Raw genomic sequence first — 15,386 nt, 5'->3', positions numbered from 1 at the left:
TAGCCGATGCGGATTGCCCAGCTTGCTCCCTTGGCCGAGAGCGTACCTCCAAAGCTCTACGGCGGCACCGAGCGTGTGATAGCCTGGCTGGTGGACGAACTGGTCGAATCCGGGCACGACGTCACCCTGTTCGCAAGCGGGGACTCGAAGACGAAGGGAAAGCTCCACGCGGTGTGGCCGCGCGCGTTGCGCCTGGGGCGGAAGGGTGCGGATCCGAACGCCGCCTGCGCGCTTCTGATCGAGGCCATCGCCGAGCGCGCGCGCGACTTCGACGTGATCCACTCCCACGTCGACTGGTTGCCTCTTCCGGTGCTGAGCCGGACCGGCGTGCCTTTCCTGACGACGATGCACGGTCGGCTCGATCTGCCCGGCCTGCCCCAGGTAATCGGTGCCTTTGCGGACGCTCCATTCGTCTCGATTTCCGCCGACCAGCGTCGGCCGCTTCCGGAAGCGAACTGGATCGCGACGATCCAGCACGGACTGCCCAAGGACATGTTTAGGCCCTCCTACGAACCAGGTTCGTACCTGGCCTTTCTGGGGCGGCTGACGGCGGACAAGGGTCCGGAGGACGCTATACGAATCGCGCGCGCGGCCCGGATGCCGCTGCGGATCGCGGCCAAGATCCCTCGGGCGGAGACGGCCTACTTCAAGAACGAGCTCGAGCCGAACATCGATGGCCAGGCGGTTCAGCTCGTCGGCGAGGTCGACGACGCGAAGAAGCAGCCGTTTCTCGCGAACGCAGCGGGCCTGCTGTTTCCGATCGATTGGCCCGAGCCGTTCGGTCTGGTGATGATCGAGGCGATGGCCTGCGGGACACCCGTGATCGCTTATCGATCAGGCTCGGTACCGGAAGTCGTGGAGGATGGCGTCACGGGCTTCATCGTCGACGGTGAGGAGCAGGCGATCAGAGCAGTGAAAGAACTGGGCCGGCTGGACAGACGAGTGGTCCGCGCCCGGTTCGAGGAGCGCTTCGCCGCAAGCCGGATGGCGAAGGAGTACGACGCCCGATATCGCGACTTGGTCGCTCGCAGAGGACGCCTCGCGTGAGAGATCTATTGCGCGGCTGGTTTGTCGGACAGGCGCGATCGAATCCTTGGCAATCCGTTCCCCGTCGGGAACAAGCGGTAATTCGGGGCGTTGAAGCCGGGCATCCGAACGGATGCGGCTCACGTTGGAGGAGATAATCCATGAAAAGCTTCCTTGCCGTCGCGTTGCTTGGCACTGCTGTGATCGGCGGCGCTGCTTTCGCGCAATCCACTCAGCCCGTCGATCGCACGGCGCCGGCGGCCACCGCCCACCCCGCCGATGCGAAGATGGCGTTCAAGGGAAATTGGCGCGCCTCGAAGCTGATGGGCCTGAACGTCTACAACGAGGCCAACGAGAAGCTCGGCGATGTCAACGAACTGCTCGTCGACAAGAACGGCAAGATCAACGCGGTGGTTATCGGCATCGGTGGCTTCCTCGGCATGGGCGAGCACGACATCGCGGTCTCCATGGACAAGCTGAAGTTCGTTGAAGAGCCGGTTCGAACGAGCTCGAGCGGCACGTCGACCCCGGCCCGCGACACCACCACGACCGGGACCGCGTCCACAACCACGACGAACCGCACCGCGAACGATTGGGTTCCTGACCACGCCGTCATGAGCGGCAATAAGGAGCAGTTGAAGGCGCTACCGCAGTTCAAATATTCGGACTACAACTAAGCGCGACGAGTGCTCTCGGCGAATTGGGGCCCCATTACGGGGCCCTTTTTTGTGCCCACAGGGCTAGTGTACCGATCTGGCGCAATGAAAAACGGCCCGCCCAAATCATTGGGCGGGCCGTTCATCCGTGCGGGGTCATCCGCTCAGTGCATGTGAACCAGGAAATAGCCGACGCCGCCAACAACCAGGACGGCTGGAACGGCCCACAAAATCAGTACGGGCATTTTTTCCTCCAATCGTTGTCAGAATGCTTAAACGGCTCTTACCGCCGTCGCGACTATTACTGCTCGGTGCAGACCTTCGTGGTCTTGACCGCGGACTCTGCCTCTACCTTGGTCTTGTAGACGCCGTCGCCCACGACCGTCGTGGTGGTTGTGGTCGGCTTGGTGTCGACGATGGTGCACTTCTTGGTGGTGGCATCGCGCACGATGTAGAACTCGGCGGCGCTGGCGGCCTGCGTGCCGAGGGCGAAAGCGGCAAGAGCGCCGCACACGATAAGCTTCTTCATGGTGTTCTCCTCAAAGTGAAAATGACTCGTAAGTAGTCATTGCCAACGACGCTGCGCGACCGAAGTTCCCACTCTCACGATTTGCACAATTCGGGATAAAAGAAAATGCACATCTCGCGCAATTGCCTAGTTTTCCCCGAATGGAACCACGCGTCTCGCCCCAGGTTGTCCGACGTCCGCATTAAGGAGGTTCAGATGAACAAGCGTTTATTTTTGGCTACCACCGCTGCAGTCGCGATCGCGACTTCCGCTTTTGCCCAGTCTTCTCCGAGCACGTCGAACTCCAATCCGCCGTCTCGTCAGCAGGATTCCACATCCACGACGCCGTCGACTTCGCCGACCAATTCATCTTTGGGATCCGCACAGTCCGCCAATCCTTCGACGAATTCGGCCCAGACGCAGTCGCCGTCCTCGAGCGGTCAGACCGCTGCAGGCCAGCCGTCCAATTCGGGTACCGGCACCAACACCACGCAGGCGCCTGCCTCGAACAACTCGACCAACCAGGCTCAGACCAATCAGCCGTCCAATCAGACAACTACGCCTTCCAACCAGGCGCAGACCAATTCTCCTTCGAACACGAATACCCAGACGCAGAGCGCCAATCCGCCTGCTCCGGGCAATAACCAGGCACAGTCCCCGGCGGGCAGCGGTTCGACCAACACGGCGCAGCAGCCGAACAATCAGCAGAACACGGCCGATCGCTCCTCGAACACCAACGTGAACGCGTCGGTGAACATCAACGATCAGCAACGGACCCGGATCAGCACGTCGATTTCGCATCTGAACGTGCAGCCCCTCAACAACGTGAACTTCTCGTTGTCGGTGGGCACGGCGGTGCCGCGCGATGTCCGCTTGCAGCCGCTCCCGGCGGAGGTCGTCGAGGTCGTGCCGCAGTACAGAGGCTACAACTTCGTGTTGGTGAAGGACGAGATCGTGATCGTGGAGCCTTCGAGCTACCAGATCGTCGCGGTCCTCCCGTACTCGGGTCGTTCGACCGCGGCTGCGCCGGCCCGCACCGAACAGCGCAAGGTGACGTTCAGCGATCGCGATCGCGAAGTGATCCGCAAGCACGCCAAGGCGCGTTCCGAGGCGCGTCCCGTCGAGCGCGAGCGGCAGACCACCGGCAGCACCGCGCGCACCGAAATCCGCAGGGGTGAGCGCCTGCCGGCAGACGTAGACGTGGAGACGTTCCCCGAGGAGGTCTATCGCGACGCACCGAGCCTGCGGGAGTACCGGTACATCAACCGGGATAGCCGGACTTACATCGTCGAACCGCAGGAACGTCGCGTCATCGAAGAGATCGATTGATCTCGTCACAACAAGGAGAACGAACATGAGGACTATTGCTCTCGTAGCGTTTGCGGCCACCGCCATGCTCGCGTCGGCGGCCTCGGCAGCTCCGCTCAATCCCAGTCTGGTTGGATCGGAGGAGGCGGCAAACGTCGATCAGGTTCGCCTGGTCTGCAACGAGTACGGCCGCTGCTTCCGCACCCGCGGTCCCCGCTATGTGCAGCGTTACTACGGCGACGATGACAGCTACGTCGTGCGCAGGAGCTATGGCTCCTACGGCGGTCCGGGCTATTACGATCGCGGATACGGCTATTACGGAGGCGGGCCGAGCATCGGCTTCAGCTTCGGTACCGGCCGCTGGTGATCGATGATCTAGGCGCCGCCCGCAAGGGCGGCGCCATTCTGGATGGATCGACAGTTCAGTCTGCCGCTCCAGCGGGCCTCGTGTGGCTGCCAACGATAGGCAGCCGATCAGCCTCGCGCAGCAGTCAGGCTCAGGCTCATCACGCGTACGACGAGGTTCTGAGAGCGCTACGTCGATCCGCAAGGGAACGATCGGCATTCCACCGCGTCGAGTCCTTGCTCTCGGCCCCCTTGCCCCCCAAAGCCCCAGCCGGGAGCAAAACCTAGCCCATAGGTTGGCGACCTCGACCCCGGTCGAGGTCGTTTATCCGTTTCCCTCGTGAATTCCGGGCGTCGTGCCGGCCGCTGCGGGAGCATCGACCTTCTCCAAGGATCCACGTGAACCGCCCCAGACGATCTTTCTTCCTCGTCGAAGACGAAGCCTTGATCCGAATGATGCTCGTCGACATGATCGAGGAGCTTGGACACGCTGTCGTCGCCGAGGCAGGGCGGATCGAGGATGCGGTGCGACTTGCGCACGATCCGGCCTTCGATATTGCCATCCTAGACATCAACCTCGGAGGTCCGACAAGCACTCCCGTCGCGGAAATTCTCGCGAAGAGATCTGTTCCGTTCGTCTTCGCGAGTGGCTACGGGCAAGAAGATATACCCGAGGGCTTCAAGAATAGACCGATGCTGCGCAAGCCCTTCCAGTTGGATGGTCTTGACCGAGCGATCCAAGCGGCCGTGGCGGAGCATGAGAACTAGCCGCGTTCCACCTTCGAACCGGTCTCCTGCCGCTGCGGATTCAGATCTGCTTCGAGTTCGGATATAATGTCCTGCAGCAGCCGCGCAGCCAAAGGATCCGTCGTCTCGGCGTGAAGCTTGCGGAATCGGTCTAGTTCCTCGGCGTGTTTTGGTGATCGATCGACCATAGTGTTCTCGCAAGCTCCGACATCATCTACGTCACAAGCCGTCCATGGTTGCAGAGGAAATCCGAAAATGCTTCGCGGTCTTCAGCTGTCGAGCGCGATCGAGACTTGCACCTCGCAGCCTTGCGAAAGAGGCTTCCTCGCGACGGTGCCCTTCATGTGGGTGGCGAGGAGGTTGATGAGCCGAGTGCCAAGTCCGCTCTTCGCTTCCGCGGAGCAACCGATTCCGTCGTCCCTCACCGACACCAGAACGTGGGTTTCCTTGGCCCGCAGCTCGACCTCCACCGAGCCGTGGCGGCCCTCCGGAAATGCGTACTTGAAGCAGTTCGTTGACGATCAGCCCGATCGAGGCCGCCTGCGAACTCCTCACCCAGATGTCCTCGCAGCGGACCCGGATCGAGATCGTGCGCACGCCCCGGTGAAAATCCGCAAGGCTGGCGCATAAGGACTCGATGTCCGGCGCCAGCGCGATCCGGCTGGTGTCCGCCGTCTCGCGCAGCCGGTCGTGAACCTTTGCGACGTCCACCCGGCTTACCGCGGACGCAATCGCCCTCTGCACGCCCGGGTCGGTTTCGGAGCGGGCCTGCAGCCTGAGAATCGATACGATAGTGGCGAGGTCGTTCCCGCGTTCGATGTGCGAGCTCCTGGAGCAGAACGTCCCCCGGCGGTCGAGGCCGGCCGGGGTATGAGGTACGTCATGGCGAGAACGGCGGCCGCGGCTGTCGCAACAATTCCACACCCGCGGCCGAAAAGGACAGATGACAAGAAGATGGCGGGAATGAAAAGCAGGAGCGGGTAGGATCGAAGGTATTCATCCGCCATCACCCTGGCGAAAAAGGCGAGACCGACGAGGCCGAGGGTGAGGAGGTAGCGCACCCAGACCGGAAAATCTGACTTGGCCGTGAAGAGGCGGTGCAGAAAGGCTTCCATGGAAGGCCAACGTTCCGCCCAGCCGCGCTGTTCCGAGGAAGGATTGCTCGTCGCTCGGTACTCCGGACTTCAGTGCGGTAATACCTTCTTAGGCCGCGTGTGCGACGGCTCTCGGCGCCGCGAGCTTGTCAGGGACAACCCGGACGGGCTTGAACTCGGTTTCGGTTTCAGCAACGCCTTCGCACCGGACTCACAAAGCCATGGACGATCGTGGTTACCGGCTCTTGGCGCTCCAGCTTCGACATGAACCATCGCATCTCGATCCTGCACCTCATGCAGGTGGGCGACTCCAGTTCGGACAGTGAATTCTTCAGACGATCTACCATTCGGCGAAGTCTGCTGCGCGGTACGATACCACGGCCGTTCGAGACGTCTGTAGGATTTGGGACGCAAGCGGCCGGCAGTCTATTCCTCTGGTCGCAACTGAACCTCACATAGGGAGCCACTTTGCCATGCAAGAACGTTCGGGAGGCAAAGCGGTCCGCACAAAAGTGCTTTCATTGGTGGGCCCGGCAGGACTCGAACCTGCAACCAGACCGTTATGAGCGGCCGGCTCTAACCATTGAGCTACAGGCCCCGCCGCGAGACGGCCGCGAAAGCTGCGGCCGGCAACGGTGCGCGGTTCGTTTACAGGGACGGAGGCGGGGGTGCAATGCTGGCGCCGGCGGTTGCAAACGTTGGCGCGGCAAGCCTTGGGATTTTTGAATAACCGAAATTGGCGATGATGCCCTTATAGTCCTGTTTTGCCCGACGGCGCAAGCCCATCTCGCCGAGCCTTCGTCCCCGCCCTCTGGCAATCGCGCCAGGGGGCTCGGTTTTCGATTCTGTAACCCCTTGTAATGCCAAGATCTTTCTACTGTGCATGGGGTTGTTTTCGCACATTTTGTTGGAGAGGGGTCTTCCGATCCCCTCCGATGTCGCGTTGGCGCGCTGCAGGCGCGCGGCAGTTCCGCAGGCCTAGTCCACCGACACGCCGGCGAACTCCACCACCTTGCGCCACTTCTCGGTCTCGTCGGTGACGAGCTTGCCGAACTCGGCCGGCGTCATCGGCTTGGGGATGCCGCCGGTCTCGGTGAGGCGCGCGACCAGCTTCGGGTCCTTCAGCGCCTCGTTGACGGCCTTGTTGAGGATCTCGATCACGTCGGCCGGCGTGCCCTTCGGCGCGGAGATGCCGTAGAAGCCGACCGATTCGAAGCCGGGCAACGTCTCGGCGATCGCGGGCACATCGGGCACGCTCGGCCAGCGCTGCGGCGAGGTCACGCCGAGCGCGCGGACATTGCCGCCCTTGGCCTGCTCCATCGCGGAGGGCAGGTTGTCGAAGATCAGCTGCACCTTGTTGGAGATGATGTCGGGGAAGGCGATCGCAGATCCCCGATAGGGCACGTGCACCATGTCGCACTTGCTCATCACCTTGAACAGCTCCGCCGACATGTGCACCGAGGTGCCGTTGCCGGACGAGGCAAAGGAGATCTTGCCGGGATTGGCCTTGCAGTAGTCGATGAACTCCTGAACCGTCTTGGCGGGAAACGCGTTGGAGACGACCAGCATGTTGGTGAGCTGCATGATGCTGGCGACCGGCACGGTGTCGCGCAGGAAGTCGAACGGCAGCTTCTTGTAGAGCGAGGTCGAGATCGCGTTGTTGGGCGCGACGAACAGCAGCGTGTAGCCGTCCGGCGGCGAGGCGATCGCGGCAGCGGCCGCGATGTTGCCGCCCGAGCCGGTGCGGTTCTCGACGATGAATTGCTGGCCGAAGCGGTCGGTCAGCCACTGCGCCATGATCCGCGCCACGATATCGACCGGGCCGCCGGCGGAGAAGCCGATGATCCAGTGCACGGGACGGTCGGGATAAGCGGCGGAGGCGGGAGGTGCGGCGCCCAACAGCGTTGCAAGGAAAACCAGCCCGAAAACACTGTTACGCAAAATTCGCAACATGACGCCTCCCATTGTTCTATTGTCGTTGGGCTGCATGCTTTCACAAAATCGGGGCGCTGCCTACATCGCCGCAAGTCGATGTTGACGCGCCCCCGCCGGGACCGACCATGAGATTCGCTTTTGTTTTCCTGCTCGGCGCGGCGCTGCTTTCAAGCCCCGCCGCCGCTCAAACCGGAGCCAACGCCATTCCGACCAACACACCCAGCCTGACGATCAGCTTGGGCACTGCGACGCCCGGCGGCGGCTTTCCGCTCTATGGCAACGCCTTTGCGCAAGCGATGAACGCAGCCGATCCGCAAACCATCATTGCCCCGCGCAACACCAAGGGCAGCAACGAGAACATCCCGCTGCTGGAGAAGGGCGAGCTCGATCTCGCTCTGGTCGCGGGCGAGCCGGCCTATGAAGCCTTCGCCGGCATCGGCCGTGCGAAGGTCTCGTTGAAGATTCTCACGGCGATCTATTCCAACCCCGGCATGTTCGTGGTGCGCGCGGACAGTCAGTACAAGACCATTCGCGATCTCGTCGGTCAGCCCGTCGCGTTCGGCGCCAAGGGCTCCGGCCTGCCGATCCTGGCGCGCTACGTGCTCGATGGCCTCGGCCTGAAGCAGGACGAGGACTTCAAGGCGATCTATCTCGACCGCGCCGGCGACGGCCCCGCGATGGTCGAGGATGGCCGCGTCGCAGCACTCTGGGGCGCCGGCATCGGCTGGCCCGGTTTCGCGGCGGTGGCCTCGAGCGTATCAGGCGCGCGCTTCATCGCGCCCAGTGCCGAGGAGATCGCGCGCATCCGCGCCAAGCATGCGTTCCTGAAGCCGCTCACCGTGCCGGCCGGCAGCTACCCGAACCAGTCCGAGCCGATCGCCTCGCTCGGCTCCTGGAGCTTTGTGCTGACACGCGAAGATTTGCCTGACGATGTCGCCTATCGCCTGGCGAAGACGCTTCACGGTGTCGAGCCGACCTTCTGCAAGCAGCTCGCGCAAGCCTGCGAGACTACGGCCGCGAACACCGTCGCCGCCGCGCCGAAGCCCGAGCTGATCCATCCCGGCGTGATCAAGTACTTTCGCGAGATCGGGGTGGTGAAGTAGCGCGCTTCCTTCCTTCTCCCCCTGTGGGAGAAGGTGGCGCGAAGCGCCGGATGAGGGGTATCTCTCCGCGAACTCAACAGCGAGTTGGACTCGCGGAGACGACCCCTCACCCGGCTTCGCTTCGCGAATCCACCCTCTCCCGCAAGGGGAGAGGGTGCACCGTCAGCGCGGCGTCGCTACACCCTCACTTCTTCACCATCGCACACGCCGGGTCCGGCGGACCGAACGCCTTGTCGCCCGAGATCGTGGTGAGGATCTTGTAATAGTCCCACGGATATTTGCTTTCCTCCGGCGTCTTCACCTGCACCAGCCACAGATCGTGCACCATCAGATTGTCTTCGCGTAAGCGGCCGTTGCGGGCGAAGAAATCCTCGATCGGCTTTTCCCGCATCTTGGCGGCCACCTTGAGCGGATCGTCGGTGCCGGTGTCCTTGATGGCGTTGAGATAGTGCATCACGCTCGAATAGACGCCGGCCTGCCACATCGACGGCATCTTGTTCATCTTGGCGAAGTAGCGCTTCGACCATTCGCGGGTCTTGTCGTCCAGGTCCCAATAGAACGACGTCGTCAGCAACAGCCCTTGGGCGGCCTGCAGGCCGAGGCCGTGGATGTCGGTGATCAGCGCAAGCAGTGCCGCCATCTGCTGGCCGCCCTTGAACACGCCGAACTCGGAGCCGGTCTTGATCTCGTTCATGTTGTTCGGCGGACCCGCCGCGATGCCGATGATCTTGGCCTTGGAGGACTGCGCCTGCAGCACGAACGAGGAGAGGTCGGGCGTTGCCAGCGGCGGCTTCACCGAGCCCAGCACCTTGCCGCCATTGGCGGTCACGACCGCCGAGGCGTCGCGCTCCAGCGAATGGCCGAAGGCATAATCGTCGGTGATGAAGAACCAGCTGTCGCCGCCGCGCTTGACCACCGCGTCCGCGGTGCCGACCGCGAGCGCGCGGGTGTCGAACACCCACTGGATCGCATAGGGCGAGCAGAACTTGCCGTGGAAATCGGCGGTGCCGGTGGAGTGGGTGATGAACAGCCGCTTCTTCTCGTTGGCCATGTTCTGCACCGCGAGCCCGACCGCGGAGACCGGTACGTCGACGATCAGATCGACCTGGTCGACGTCGTACCAGCGCCGCGCGATGGCGCCGCCGATATCGGCCTTGAGCTGGTGGTCGCCGACGACGATGCTGATCGGCTTGCCGAGCACGGTGCCGCCGAAATCGTCGATCGCCATCTGCGCCGCCGTCACCGAACCCTGGCCGGTCGGCGCCGAGGCCGGACCGTTCATGTCGGTGAGCACGCCGATCTTGACGACGTCATCGGACACCTGCGCCATTGCGGCGCCCGGCAGCAGCGTCGCCGCCAGGAACGTCGCTGCAAAGCCGGCAGCGACCGGCAGTCCAAATCTCGTTGGCTTCATATTTGTCCTCCCCTGATCCGGCGCGTTGGCCGGTGTACCCCGGGTATGGCCCGGCTGAATTGGTTTCTTTTGCAACTATTTGGGGGCGGGCGTCAACGTCAGGCGGCGAAGCGGATTTGTCCGGCCGGGGAGGGATCGTAGCCGGTCAGCTCCTCGGCGCGCTGGAGCAACCGCTTTTCGCCGAGGAACCGGATCAGGCCCTTCATAGCGGGGCGGAAATAGCTGCGCTGCCGCATCGCGAGGTCGAAGTTCTCCCAGACCAGCGGCACGAAATCGAGGCCGGCCGAGCGCGCGGACGCACGCGTCGCGATGCCGCAATCGGCCTGTCCCGCGCGAACGATCTCGGCGAGATCCGGCCCGGTCAGGGCCGGCATCTCGATCCGGCGCAAATCGCGCGTCGAGGCGCCGGCGCGCTTGAGCAGCACATCGAGCAGCATCTGCGCGCCCGTGCCCTGTTGCCGCATCGCCATCCTGGCGCCGAGCGCGAGCACGTCGGAAAGGCCGCGCAGCCGCTTGGGATTGCCCGGCGGCAGCACGAGACCCTGCTCGCGACGCACGAACGCGACCAGCAATGCATCATGCAGGTCCGGAGCGTCTCGCAGGACCGTTGCATTGGCGTCGGCGGCGAGATTGCCGTCGGCATCGAGGCTGTGGAAGTGCACCGCCACGGCCATCACCTCGTCGCGCTGCAAGCGCTCGAGCCCGCGCGCGCTGCCCTCGCTCATCGATCCCAGGCCCGAGCCGGATTCGCGCAGAGCCCAATCCAGCAGCTCGTCCTGGCTGCCGCCGACGACCGGCGGCGGCTCAGCGATCAGCATGCCGGCCGGGCGCGCCAGTCCGGACAGCACCCAGAGGTCGAGCTCGTGCCGCGGGAAGAGCCACTTTCCGGTCACCTTGGTGCATGGGATCGCGCCGGTGGTGACGAGTTCGTAAAGCTTGCGTTCGCCAAGCCGAAGATAGTCGGCGGCTTCGCTGGTCGTCAGGAATTCCATCCTGCATTCCTATGCAAATTCTTGCTTCTTTTTGACGTTCGACGCAGGTGGAATTCTGCATTTCAAGTTTTGTCCGCCACGACCATGCCCGATCATCTCGCTGCTTTGCAACACATCCCCACGCGCGATCTCTGCCTTGGTGAACGATCCTGAATCGCTCGCGTGGTGCGGATCTTGCGGTCTTCGCGCGCGGCGCATTGCCGGAATTTCCCGACGCTGCGGGCACAATGTGCAAACGCGTCACGAGTGCGGCGCAATCCATCAGCATCATGATCGCGTCATAGCCAGTGGGAACCCGATCATGGCCGTCCGCCGCCTCTCCGTTGCACTCGCGCTTCTCTGCGGCCTCGTCGCCGGCGTTACAGCGTCATCCGCGGAGGACCGCGCGATCGTGCTCGCCACGACCACAGCGACGCAGGAGTCCGGCCTGCTCGACTATCTGCTGCCGATGTTCCGTGAGAAGACCGGCATCGAGGTGACGGTGATCGCGCGGCGCGCCGACGAGGTGCTCGAGGGGGCACGAAGGGGCGAAGTCGACGTCGTGCTGATGCATGCACGGCCGCAGGAGGAGAAATTCGTTGCCGACGGTTTTGCGGTGAAGCGCTTTGACGTGATGTACAACGACTATGTGCTGATCGGGCCGAAGAGCGATCCCGCCGGCGTGAAGGGCAAGGACATCGCGACCGCGCTGAAGGCGATCGAGGGCAAGGGCGCGCCGTTCGTGACGCGCGGCGACCGCTCGGGCACGCATGCCGCAGAGCTCGCGCTCTGGATCGTCGCCGGCATCGACATCGCCCGTACCAAGGGCGCATGGTATCGCGAAGCCAAGCAGGACATGGCCTCAGCCCTTGATGCAGCGCGCACGGCGAACGCCTATGTGCTGTCCGACCGTGGCAGCTGGATCGCTTTTCGGGATCGCGGCGATCTCGACATCGTCGTCGAAGGCGACAAGCGGCTGCTCAATCAGTACGGCGTGATGCTGGTGAACCCCGCGAAGTTTCCGAACGTCAAGAAGGAATTGGGGCAAGACTTCGTCGACTGGCTGATCTCGCCGGACGGGCAGGCGGCGATCGCCGGATACAAGGTCGACGGACAACAACTGTTCTTCCCCAATGCGGACAAATCGGGCGGCTGACGTTCGTGTCGCCAGCGGTTGCCAAACCGGGCGATGCATGGTCCATCATGGCGCATGACCCAGCGCCTGCCGCCATCGCTGACGCCACTCGACACCGCGCTCGCCGCGTTGCTGAAGGGGCTTGATCCGCTCACGCCGGTGGAGTTGCCGCTGAGCGAAGCGGCCGGCTGCATCGCCGCGGGCAATCCGCTGCTCGCGCCTCGACCATCCTGTGACGTCGCTGCCGCGGACGGCTGGGCGTTATGCGCCAATGATCTGGTCGGCGCGTCCTCCTATTCACCGCTGCCGCTGCCGACAGCGCCCGCCTGGGTCGATGCCGGCGACGCGATGCCGGCGGGATGCGACTGTGTGCTCGATGCTGACGCAGTCGAGGTGTCTGGTCCGCTCGCCCAGGTGTTGGCGGAGGGCGTGCCGGGGCAGGGCGTCAGGCGCGCAGGAAGCGACATCGACGGACGAACGCCTGCCGCCGCAGAGGGGTATCCGGTCGGTCCTGCCGCTCTTTTGCTCGCGCGCGCCGCCGGGCTGGACCGGCTGAGCGTGCGCCGTCCGCGGCTGCGCATTGTCAATGTATCAGGTGCAACGCTGACCATGCATTTGATCGCGGACATTGCTCGCGCCGCTGGACTGGATGTGCAGACGAGCGAGGCCGGCGCGCGAGACGCGGGATCGATCGCGGAGACGTTGGGGACGCCTACCTGCGATCTCCTGCTGACGATCGGCGGCAGCGGCGTCGGTCGCAAGGATGCCGCGGTCACGGCGCTGGCCCAGGGTGGTGACGTGATCGCCCATGGTCTTGCGCTCCAGCCCGGACGCACCGCCGCGATCGGGCGGCTGGGAACCATTCCTGTCGTCGGCTTGCCCGGATCGCCGGACCATGCGCTCGCGGTCTGGCTCGCGCTCGTGCTGCCGCTCGTCGACCTTCTGTCGGCGCGGCAGCCGCGCCGACAGATAGTCTTGCCGCTCGCGCGAAAAATTGCATCCAGCGTCGGCATCGCCGAAATGGTCCTGCTGGCCGAGGAACATCATGCGTGGGTGCCGCTTGCGGTAGGAGAATGGCCGCTCCAGGCAATGGCCCGTGCTGATGCATGGCTGCTTGTTCCCGCCGGCCACGAGGGATTTGCAGCGGGCGCGCCGGTCGATGCCTATCTGATGCGGGAATGATATGGGTTTAGCATGACCATGATCCCGCAATCGCAAGTCCGCAGCGCACTCGAACAGGAACAGTTCCTGAAAATCCTTTCCCGCGAGGAGGCCCAGGCACGCTTCGAGGCTGCGCTGTTCCCTCGCGCGATCTCAAGCGAAAGACGCAAGCTCGCAGCAGCGCTCGGCGCGTCGCTTGCTGAAGACATCACTGCGCCAATCGACGTGCCACCGTTCGACCGTTCCAACGTCGACGGCTTCGCGGTGCGCTCAGCGGACCTTGCGACAGCCGGCGAAGGTGCGCAAGTTCGCCTCGGGCTGAATGGCGAGACTATTCACTGCGGCACCGTACCCGCGCTGCAGGTGGCGGCGGGAACGGCAACGCCGATTGCCACCGGCGGTCCGCTGCCGCGCGGTGCCGATGCCGTGGTCATGGTCGAGCATACCCAGCCGGCGGGATCGGCCACCATCGACGTCCGTCGCGCCGCCTCGCCCGGGCAATTCATATCCTACGCAGGATCCGATATCGCGCGCGGCGAGGCGCTGCTGCGCGCCGGCACGATCGTGGGCTCGCGCGAGGTGGGCATGCTGGCGGCTTGCGGTCTTGCCGAGGTGAGCGTCGTGCGCAAACCTCGTGTGGCCGTGATCTCCACCGGCGACGAACTGGTTCAGCCCGGCGAGGTGCTCGCGCCTGCTGCGATTTACGATACCAACGGCGCGATCGTCACTGCTGCGATCGACGAGAACGGCGGAGAGGCGGTTTTCCTCGGCGCCATTCCCGACGACGAAGCTCAGCTCGAAGCCGCCATGCGGCGTGCGCTGGCGGACGCCGACATGCTAGTGCTCTCCGGCGGCACGTCGAAAGGCGCCGGCGATCTGTCTCATCGCATCATCGGCCGGCTCGGCCAGCCCGGCATCATCGCGCATGGCATTGCGCTCAAGCCCGGCAAGCCGCTGTGTCTTGCGGTGTGCGACGGCAAGCCGGTGGTGATCCTTCCCGGTTTTCCGACCTCGGCGATGTTCACCTTTCACGACATGATCGTGCCGGTGTTGCGCAAAATGGCCGGACTGCCGCCGCGCTCCGATGCCAAGGTGAACGCGACCGTGCCGGTGCGCATTGCTTCCGAGCTCGGCCGCACCGAATTCGTCATGGTCTCGCTGGTCGAAGGCAAGGACGGCTTGATCGCTTATCCCTCAGGCAAGGGGTCCGGTGCGATCACGTCGTTCGCGCAGGCCGACGGTTTTCTGCGCATCGACGCACTCGCCGACCAGATGCCGGCCGGGACCGAAGCCGAGGTGACGCTGTTCACGCCGCATGTGCGGGTGCCCGATCTCGTCATCGTCGGCAGTCATTGCGCCGGCCTCGATCTCGTCACGGCGCAACTCGCGCATGCCGGGCTGACCGTGCGCTCGATCGCGGTCGGCAGTCTCGGCGGACTTGCGGCGGCGCGGCGCGGCGAATGCGATCTGGCGCCGATCCATCTGTTCGACGACAAGAGCGAGACCTACAATGCGCCTTACCTCGTCGAAGGTCTCGAACTCGTGCCGGGCTGGCGACGGATGCAGGGCATCGTGTTCCGCAAGGGCGACAAGCGTTTCGAAGGCCACAGCGCGAAGGACGCCGTCGTCGCGGCGCTCGCTGATCCCTCCTGCATCATGGTCAACCGCAACCAGGGCGCCGGCACGCGCATCCTGATCGACCGGTTGCTCGGTGGTGCGCGCCCGGAAGGCTACTGGAACCAGCCACGCTCGCACAACGCGGTGGCCGCGGCGGTCGCGCAGCATCGCGCCGACTGGGGCATGACCATTGCGCCGGTCGCCAAGGCGGTCGGCCTCGGTTTCATTCCGCTCGCGGAGGAGCATTATGACTTCGCGTTGGTGACGGCGCGGAAGCAGCGTCCGGCGGTGCGGGCCTTTCTCGATGCGCTCGGCTCGGACGAAGCGCGTGCCGCGCTGGAGCGGGCCGGATTCCGGCCGGCGTAG

Annotated in this window: 14 protein-coding genes, 1 tRNA gene and 1 pseudogene; 9 read left to right on the top strand and 7 right to left on the bottom strand. The window is 64.2% G+C overall.

Annotated features, from left to right (window positions below; genetic code table 11):
- The first annotated feature begins 6 nt into the window (after positions 1–6).
- Both IVB13_RS16280 and IVB13_RS16275 read left to right on the top strand, forming a co-directional pair.
- Positions 7–1,047: a glycosyltransferase family 4 protein gene (locus tag IVB13_RS16280; RefSeq protein WP_247489631.1), complete on the top strand. Its 1,041-nt coding sequence runs from the start codon at positions 7–9 to the stop codon at positions 1,045–1,047.
- A 140-nt stretch (positions 1,048–1,187) separates the two neighbouring features.
- Positions 1,188–1,703, top strand: a complete 516-nt coding sequence (locus IVB13_RS16275) for a PRC-barrel domain-containing protein (RefSeq protein WP_085350354.1) — start codon at positions 1,188–1,190, stop codon at positions 1,701–1,703.
- Between the two features lie 280 nt (positions 1,704–1,983).
- On the opposite strand, the gene IVB13_RS16270 is transcribed toward IVB13_RS16275, so the two are convergent.
- Positions 1,984–2,211, bottom strand: coding sequence for a hypothetical protein (locus IVB13_RS16270; protein ID WP_085350355.1), 228 nt, complete (start codon positions 2,209–2,211; stop codon positions 1,984–1,986).
- A 195-nt stretch (positions 2,212–2,406) separates the two neighbouring features.
- Between IVB13_RS16270 and IVB13_RS16265 the strand changes: the two genes are divergently transcribed.
- The 3 genes from IVB13_RS16265 to IVB13_RS16255 all read left to right on the top strand — a co-directional run bounded on the left by IVB13_RS16265 (position 2,407) and on the right by IVB13_RS16255 (position 4,611).
- Positions 2,407–3,519, top strand: coding sequence for a DUF1236 domain-containing protein (locus tag IVB13_RS16265; protein ID WP_085350356.1), 1,113 nt, complete (start codon positions 2,407–2,409; stop codon positions 3,517–3,519).
- 25 nt (positions 3,520–3,544) lie between these two features.
- Entirely contained in the window at positions 3,545–3,865 is a 321-nt protein-coding gene (locus IVB13_RS16260; RefSeq protein WP_085350357.1) for a hypothetical protein, read from the top strand.
- A 371-nt stretch (positions 3,866–4,236) separates the two neighbouring features.
- A complete protein-coding gene (locus tag IVB13_RS16255; protein ID WP_085350358.1) occupies positions 4,237–4,611 on the top strand; it encodes a response regulator in 375 nt (124 codons plus the stop codon).
- On the opposite strand, the gene IVB13_RS16250 is transcribed toward IVB13_RS16255, so the two are convergent.
- From IVB13_RS16250 to IVB13_RS16235, 4 genes and pseudogenes are all read right to left on the bottom strand, one after another.
- A complete protein-coding gene (locus IVB13_RS16250; protein ID WP_162847249.1) occupies positions 4,608–4,778 on the bottom strand; it encodes a hypothetical protein in 171 nt (56 codons plus the stop codon). The genes IVB13_RS16255 and IVB13_RS16250 overlap by 4 nt on opposite strands.
- Positions 4,779–4,859: 81 nt before the next feature.
- Positions 4,860–5,093: pseudogene (locus tag IVB13_RS16245) on the bottom strand (hypothetical protein); the annotation flags it as partial.
- Between the two features lie 1,113 nt (positions 5,094–6,206).
- Positions 6,207–6,282 (bottom strand) — tRNA-Ile (locus IVB13_RS16240).
- Positions 6,283–6,662: 380 nt separating this feature from the next.
- Complete coding sequence (locus tag IVB13_RS16235; protein ID WP_247489629.1) at positions 6,663–7,637, bottom strand: tripartite tricarboxylate transporter substrate binding protein; 975 nt, start codon at positions 7,635–7,637, stop codon at positions 6,663–6,665.
- A 107-nt stretch (positions 7,638–7,744) separates the two neighbouring features.
- Between IVB13_RS16235 and IVB13_RS16230 the strand changes: the two genes are divergently transcribed.
- On the top strand, positions 7,745–8,722 hold the full coding sequence (locus IVB13_RS16230; RefSeq protein ID WP_247363727.1) for a TAXI family TRAP transporter solute-binding subunit: 978 nt from the start codon (positions 7,745–7,747) through the stop codon (positions 8,720–8,722).
- Between the two features lie 184 nt (positions 8,723–8,906).
- Here the strand turns inward: IVB13_RS16230 and IVB13_RS16225 are convergent, their stop codons facing one another.
- Both IVB13_RS16225 and IVB13_RS16220 read right to left on the bottom strand, forming a co-directional pair.
- On the bottom strand, positions 8,907–10,136 hold the full coding sequence (locus IVB13_RS16225; RefSeq protein ID WP_247489626.1) for an ABC transporter substrate-binding protein: 1,230 nt from the start codon (positions 10,134–10,136) through the stop codon (positions 8,907–8,909).
- Positions 10,137–10,234: 98 nt separating this feature from the next.
- Positions 10,235–11,128, bottom strand: a complete 894-nt coding sequence (locus IVB13_RS16220) for a helix-turn-helix transcriptional regulator (RefSeq protein ID WP_247489624.1) — start codon at positions 11,126–11,128, stop codon at positions 10,235–10,237.
- 301 nt (positions 11,129–11,429) lie between these two features.
- On the opposite strand from IVB13_RS16220, the gene IVB13_RS16215 reads away from it, so the two are divergent.
- From IVB13_RS16215 to IVB13_RS16205, 3 genes are read left to right on the top strand one after another with little or no spacing between them, the layout of a single operon-like run.
- Positions 11,430–12,263: a substrate-binding domain-containing protein gene (locus IVB13_RS16215; protein WP_247489623.1), complete on the top strand. Its 834-nt coding sequence runs from the start codon at positions 11,430–11,432 to the stop codon at positions 12,261–12,263.
- A 54-nt stretch (positions 12,264–12,317) separates the two neighbouring features.
- Positions 12,318–13,424 carry a molybdopterin-binding protein gene (locus IVB13_RS16210; RefSeq protein ID WP_204513742.1) on the top strand — a complete coding sequence of 369 codons (1,107 nt, stop codon included), beginning with the start codon at positions 12,318–12,320 and terminating at the stop codon, positions 13,422–13,424.
- Between the two features lie 12 nt (positions 13,425–13,436).
- Positions 13,437–15,386, top strand: a complete 1,950-nt coding sequence (locus IVB13_RS16205; RefSeq protein WP_085359758.1) for a molybdopterin biosynthesis protein — start codon at positions 13,437–13,439, stop codon at positions 15,384–15,386.

Origin of the sequence: Bradyrhizobium sp. 17, assembly GCF_023073515.1 — a bacterium.
Lineage (GTDB): Bacteria > Pseudomonadota > Alphaproteobacteria > Rhizobiales > Xanthobacteraceae > Bradyrhizobium > Bradyrhizobium canariense_D.
Note: the sequence above shows the minus strand (reverse complement) of the source record. Positions and strands in the feature narration are given on the sequence as shown.

Coding starts and splice junctions, on each gene's coding strand:
- IVB13_RS16205 (WP_085359758.1), top strand. CDS start 13,437: ATGACCATGATCCCGCAATCGCAAGTCCGCAGCGCACTCGAACAGGAA.
- IVB13_RS16265 (WP_085350356.1), top strand. CDS start 2,407: ATGAACAAGCGTTTATTTTTGGCTACCACCGCTGCAGTCGCGATCGCG.
- IVB13_RS16225 (WP_247489626.1), bottom strand. CDS start 10,136: ATGAAGCCAACGAGATTTGGACTGCCGGTCGCTGCCGGCTTTGCAGCG.
- IVB13_RS16280 (WP_247489631.1), top strand. CDS start 7: ATGCGGATTGCCCAGCTTGCTCCCTTGGCCGAGAGCGTACCTCCAAAG.
- IVB13_RS16215 (WP_247489623.1), top strand. CDS start 11,430: ATGGCCGTCCGCCGCCTCTCCGTTGCACTCGCGCTTCTCTGCGGCCTC.
- IVB13_RS16250 (WP_162847249.1), bottom strand. CDS start 4,778: ATGGTCGATCGATCACCAAAACACGCCGAGGAACTAGACCGATTCCGC.
- IVB13_RS16275 (WP_085350354.1), top strand. CDS start 1,188: ATGAAAAGCTTCCTTGCCGTCGCGTTGCTTGGCACTGCTGTGATCGGC.
- IVB13_RS16210 (WP_204513742.1), top strand. CDS start 12,318: ATGACCCAGCGCCTGCCGCCATCGCTGACGCCACTCGACACCGCGCTC.
- IVB13_RS16220 (WP_247489624.1), bottom strand. CDS start 11,128: ATGGAATTCCTGACGACCAGCGAAGCCGCCGACTATCTTCGGCTTGGC.
- IVB13_RS16260 (WP_085350357.1), top strand. CDS start 3,545: ATGAGGACTATTGCTCTCGTAGCGTTTGCGGCCACCGCCATGCTCGCG.
- IVB13_RS16230 (WP_247363727.1), top strand. CDS start 7,745: ATGAGATTCGCTTTTGTTTTCCTGCTCGGCGCGGCGCTGCTTTCAAGC.
- IVB13_RS16235 (WP_247489629.1), bottom strand. CDS start 7,637: ATGTTGCGAATTTTGCGTAACAGTGTTTTCGGGCTGGTTTTCCTTGCA.
- IVB13_RS16270 (WP_085350355.1), bottom strand. CDS start 2,211: ATGAAGAAGCTTATCGTGTGCGGCGCTCTTGCCGCTTTCGCCCTCGGC.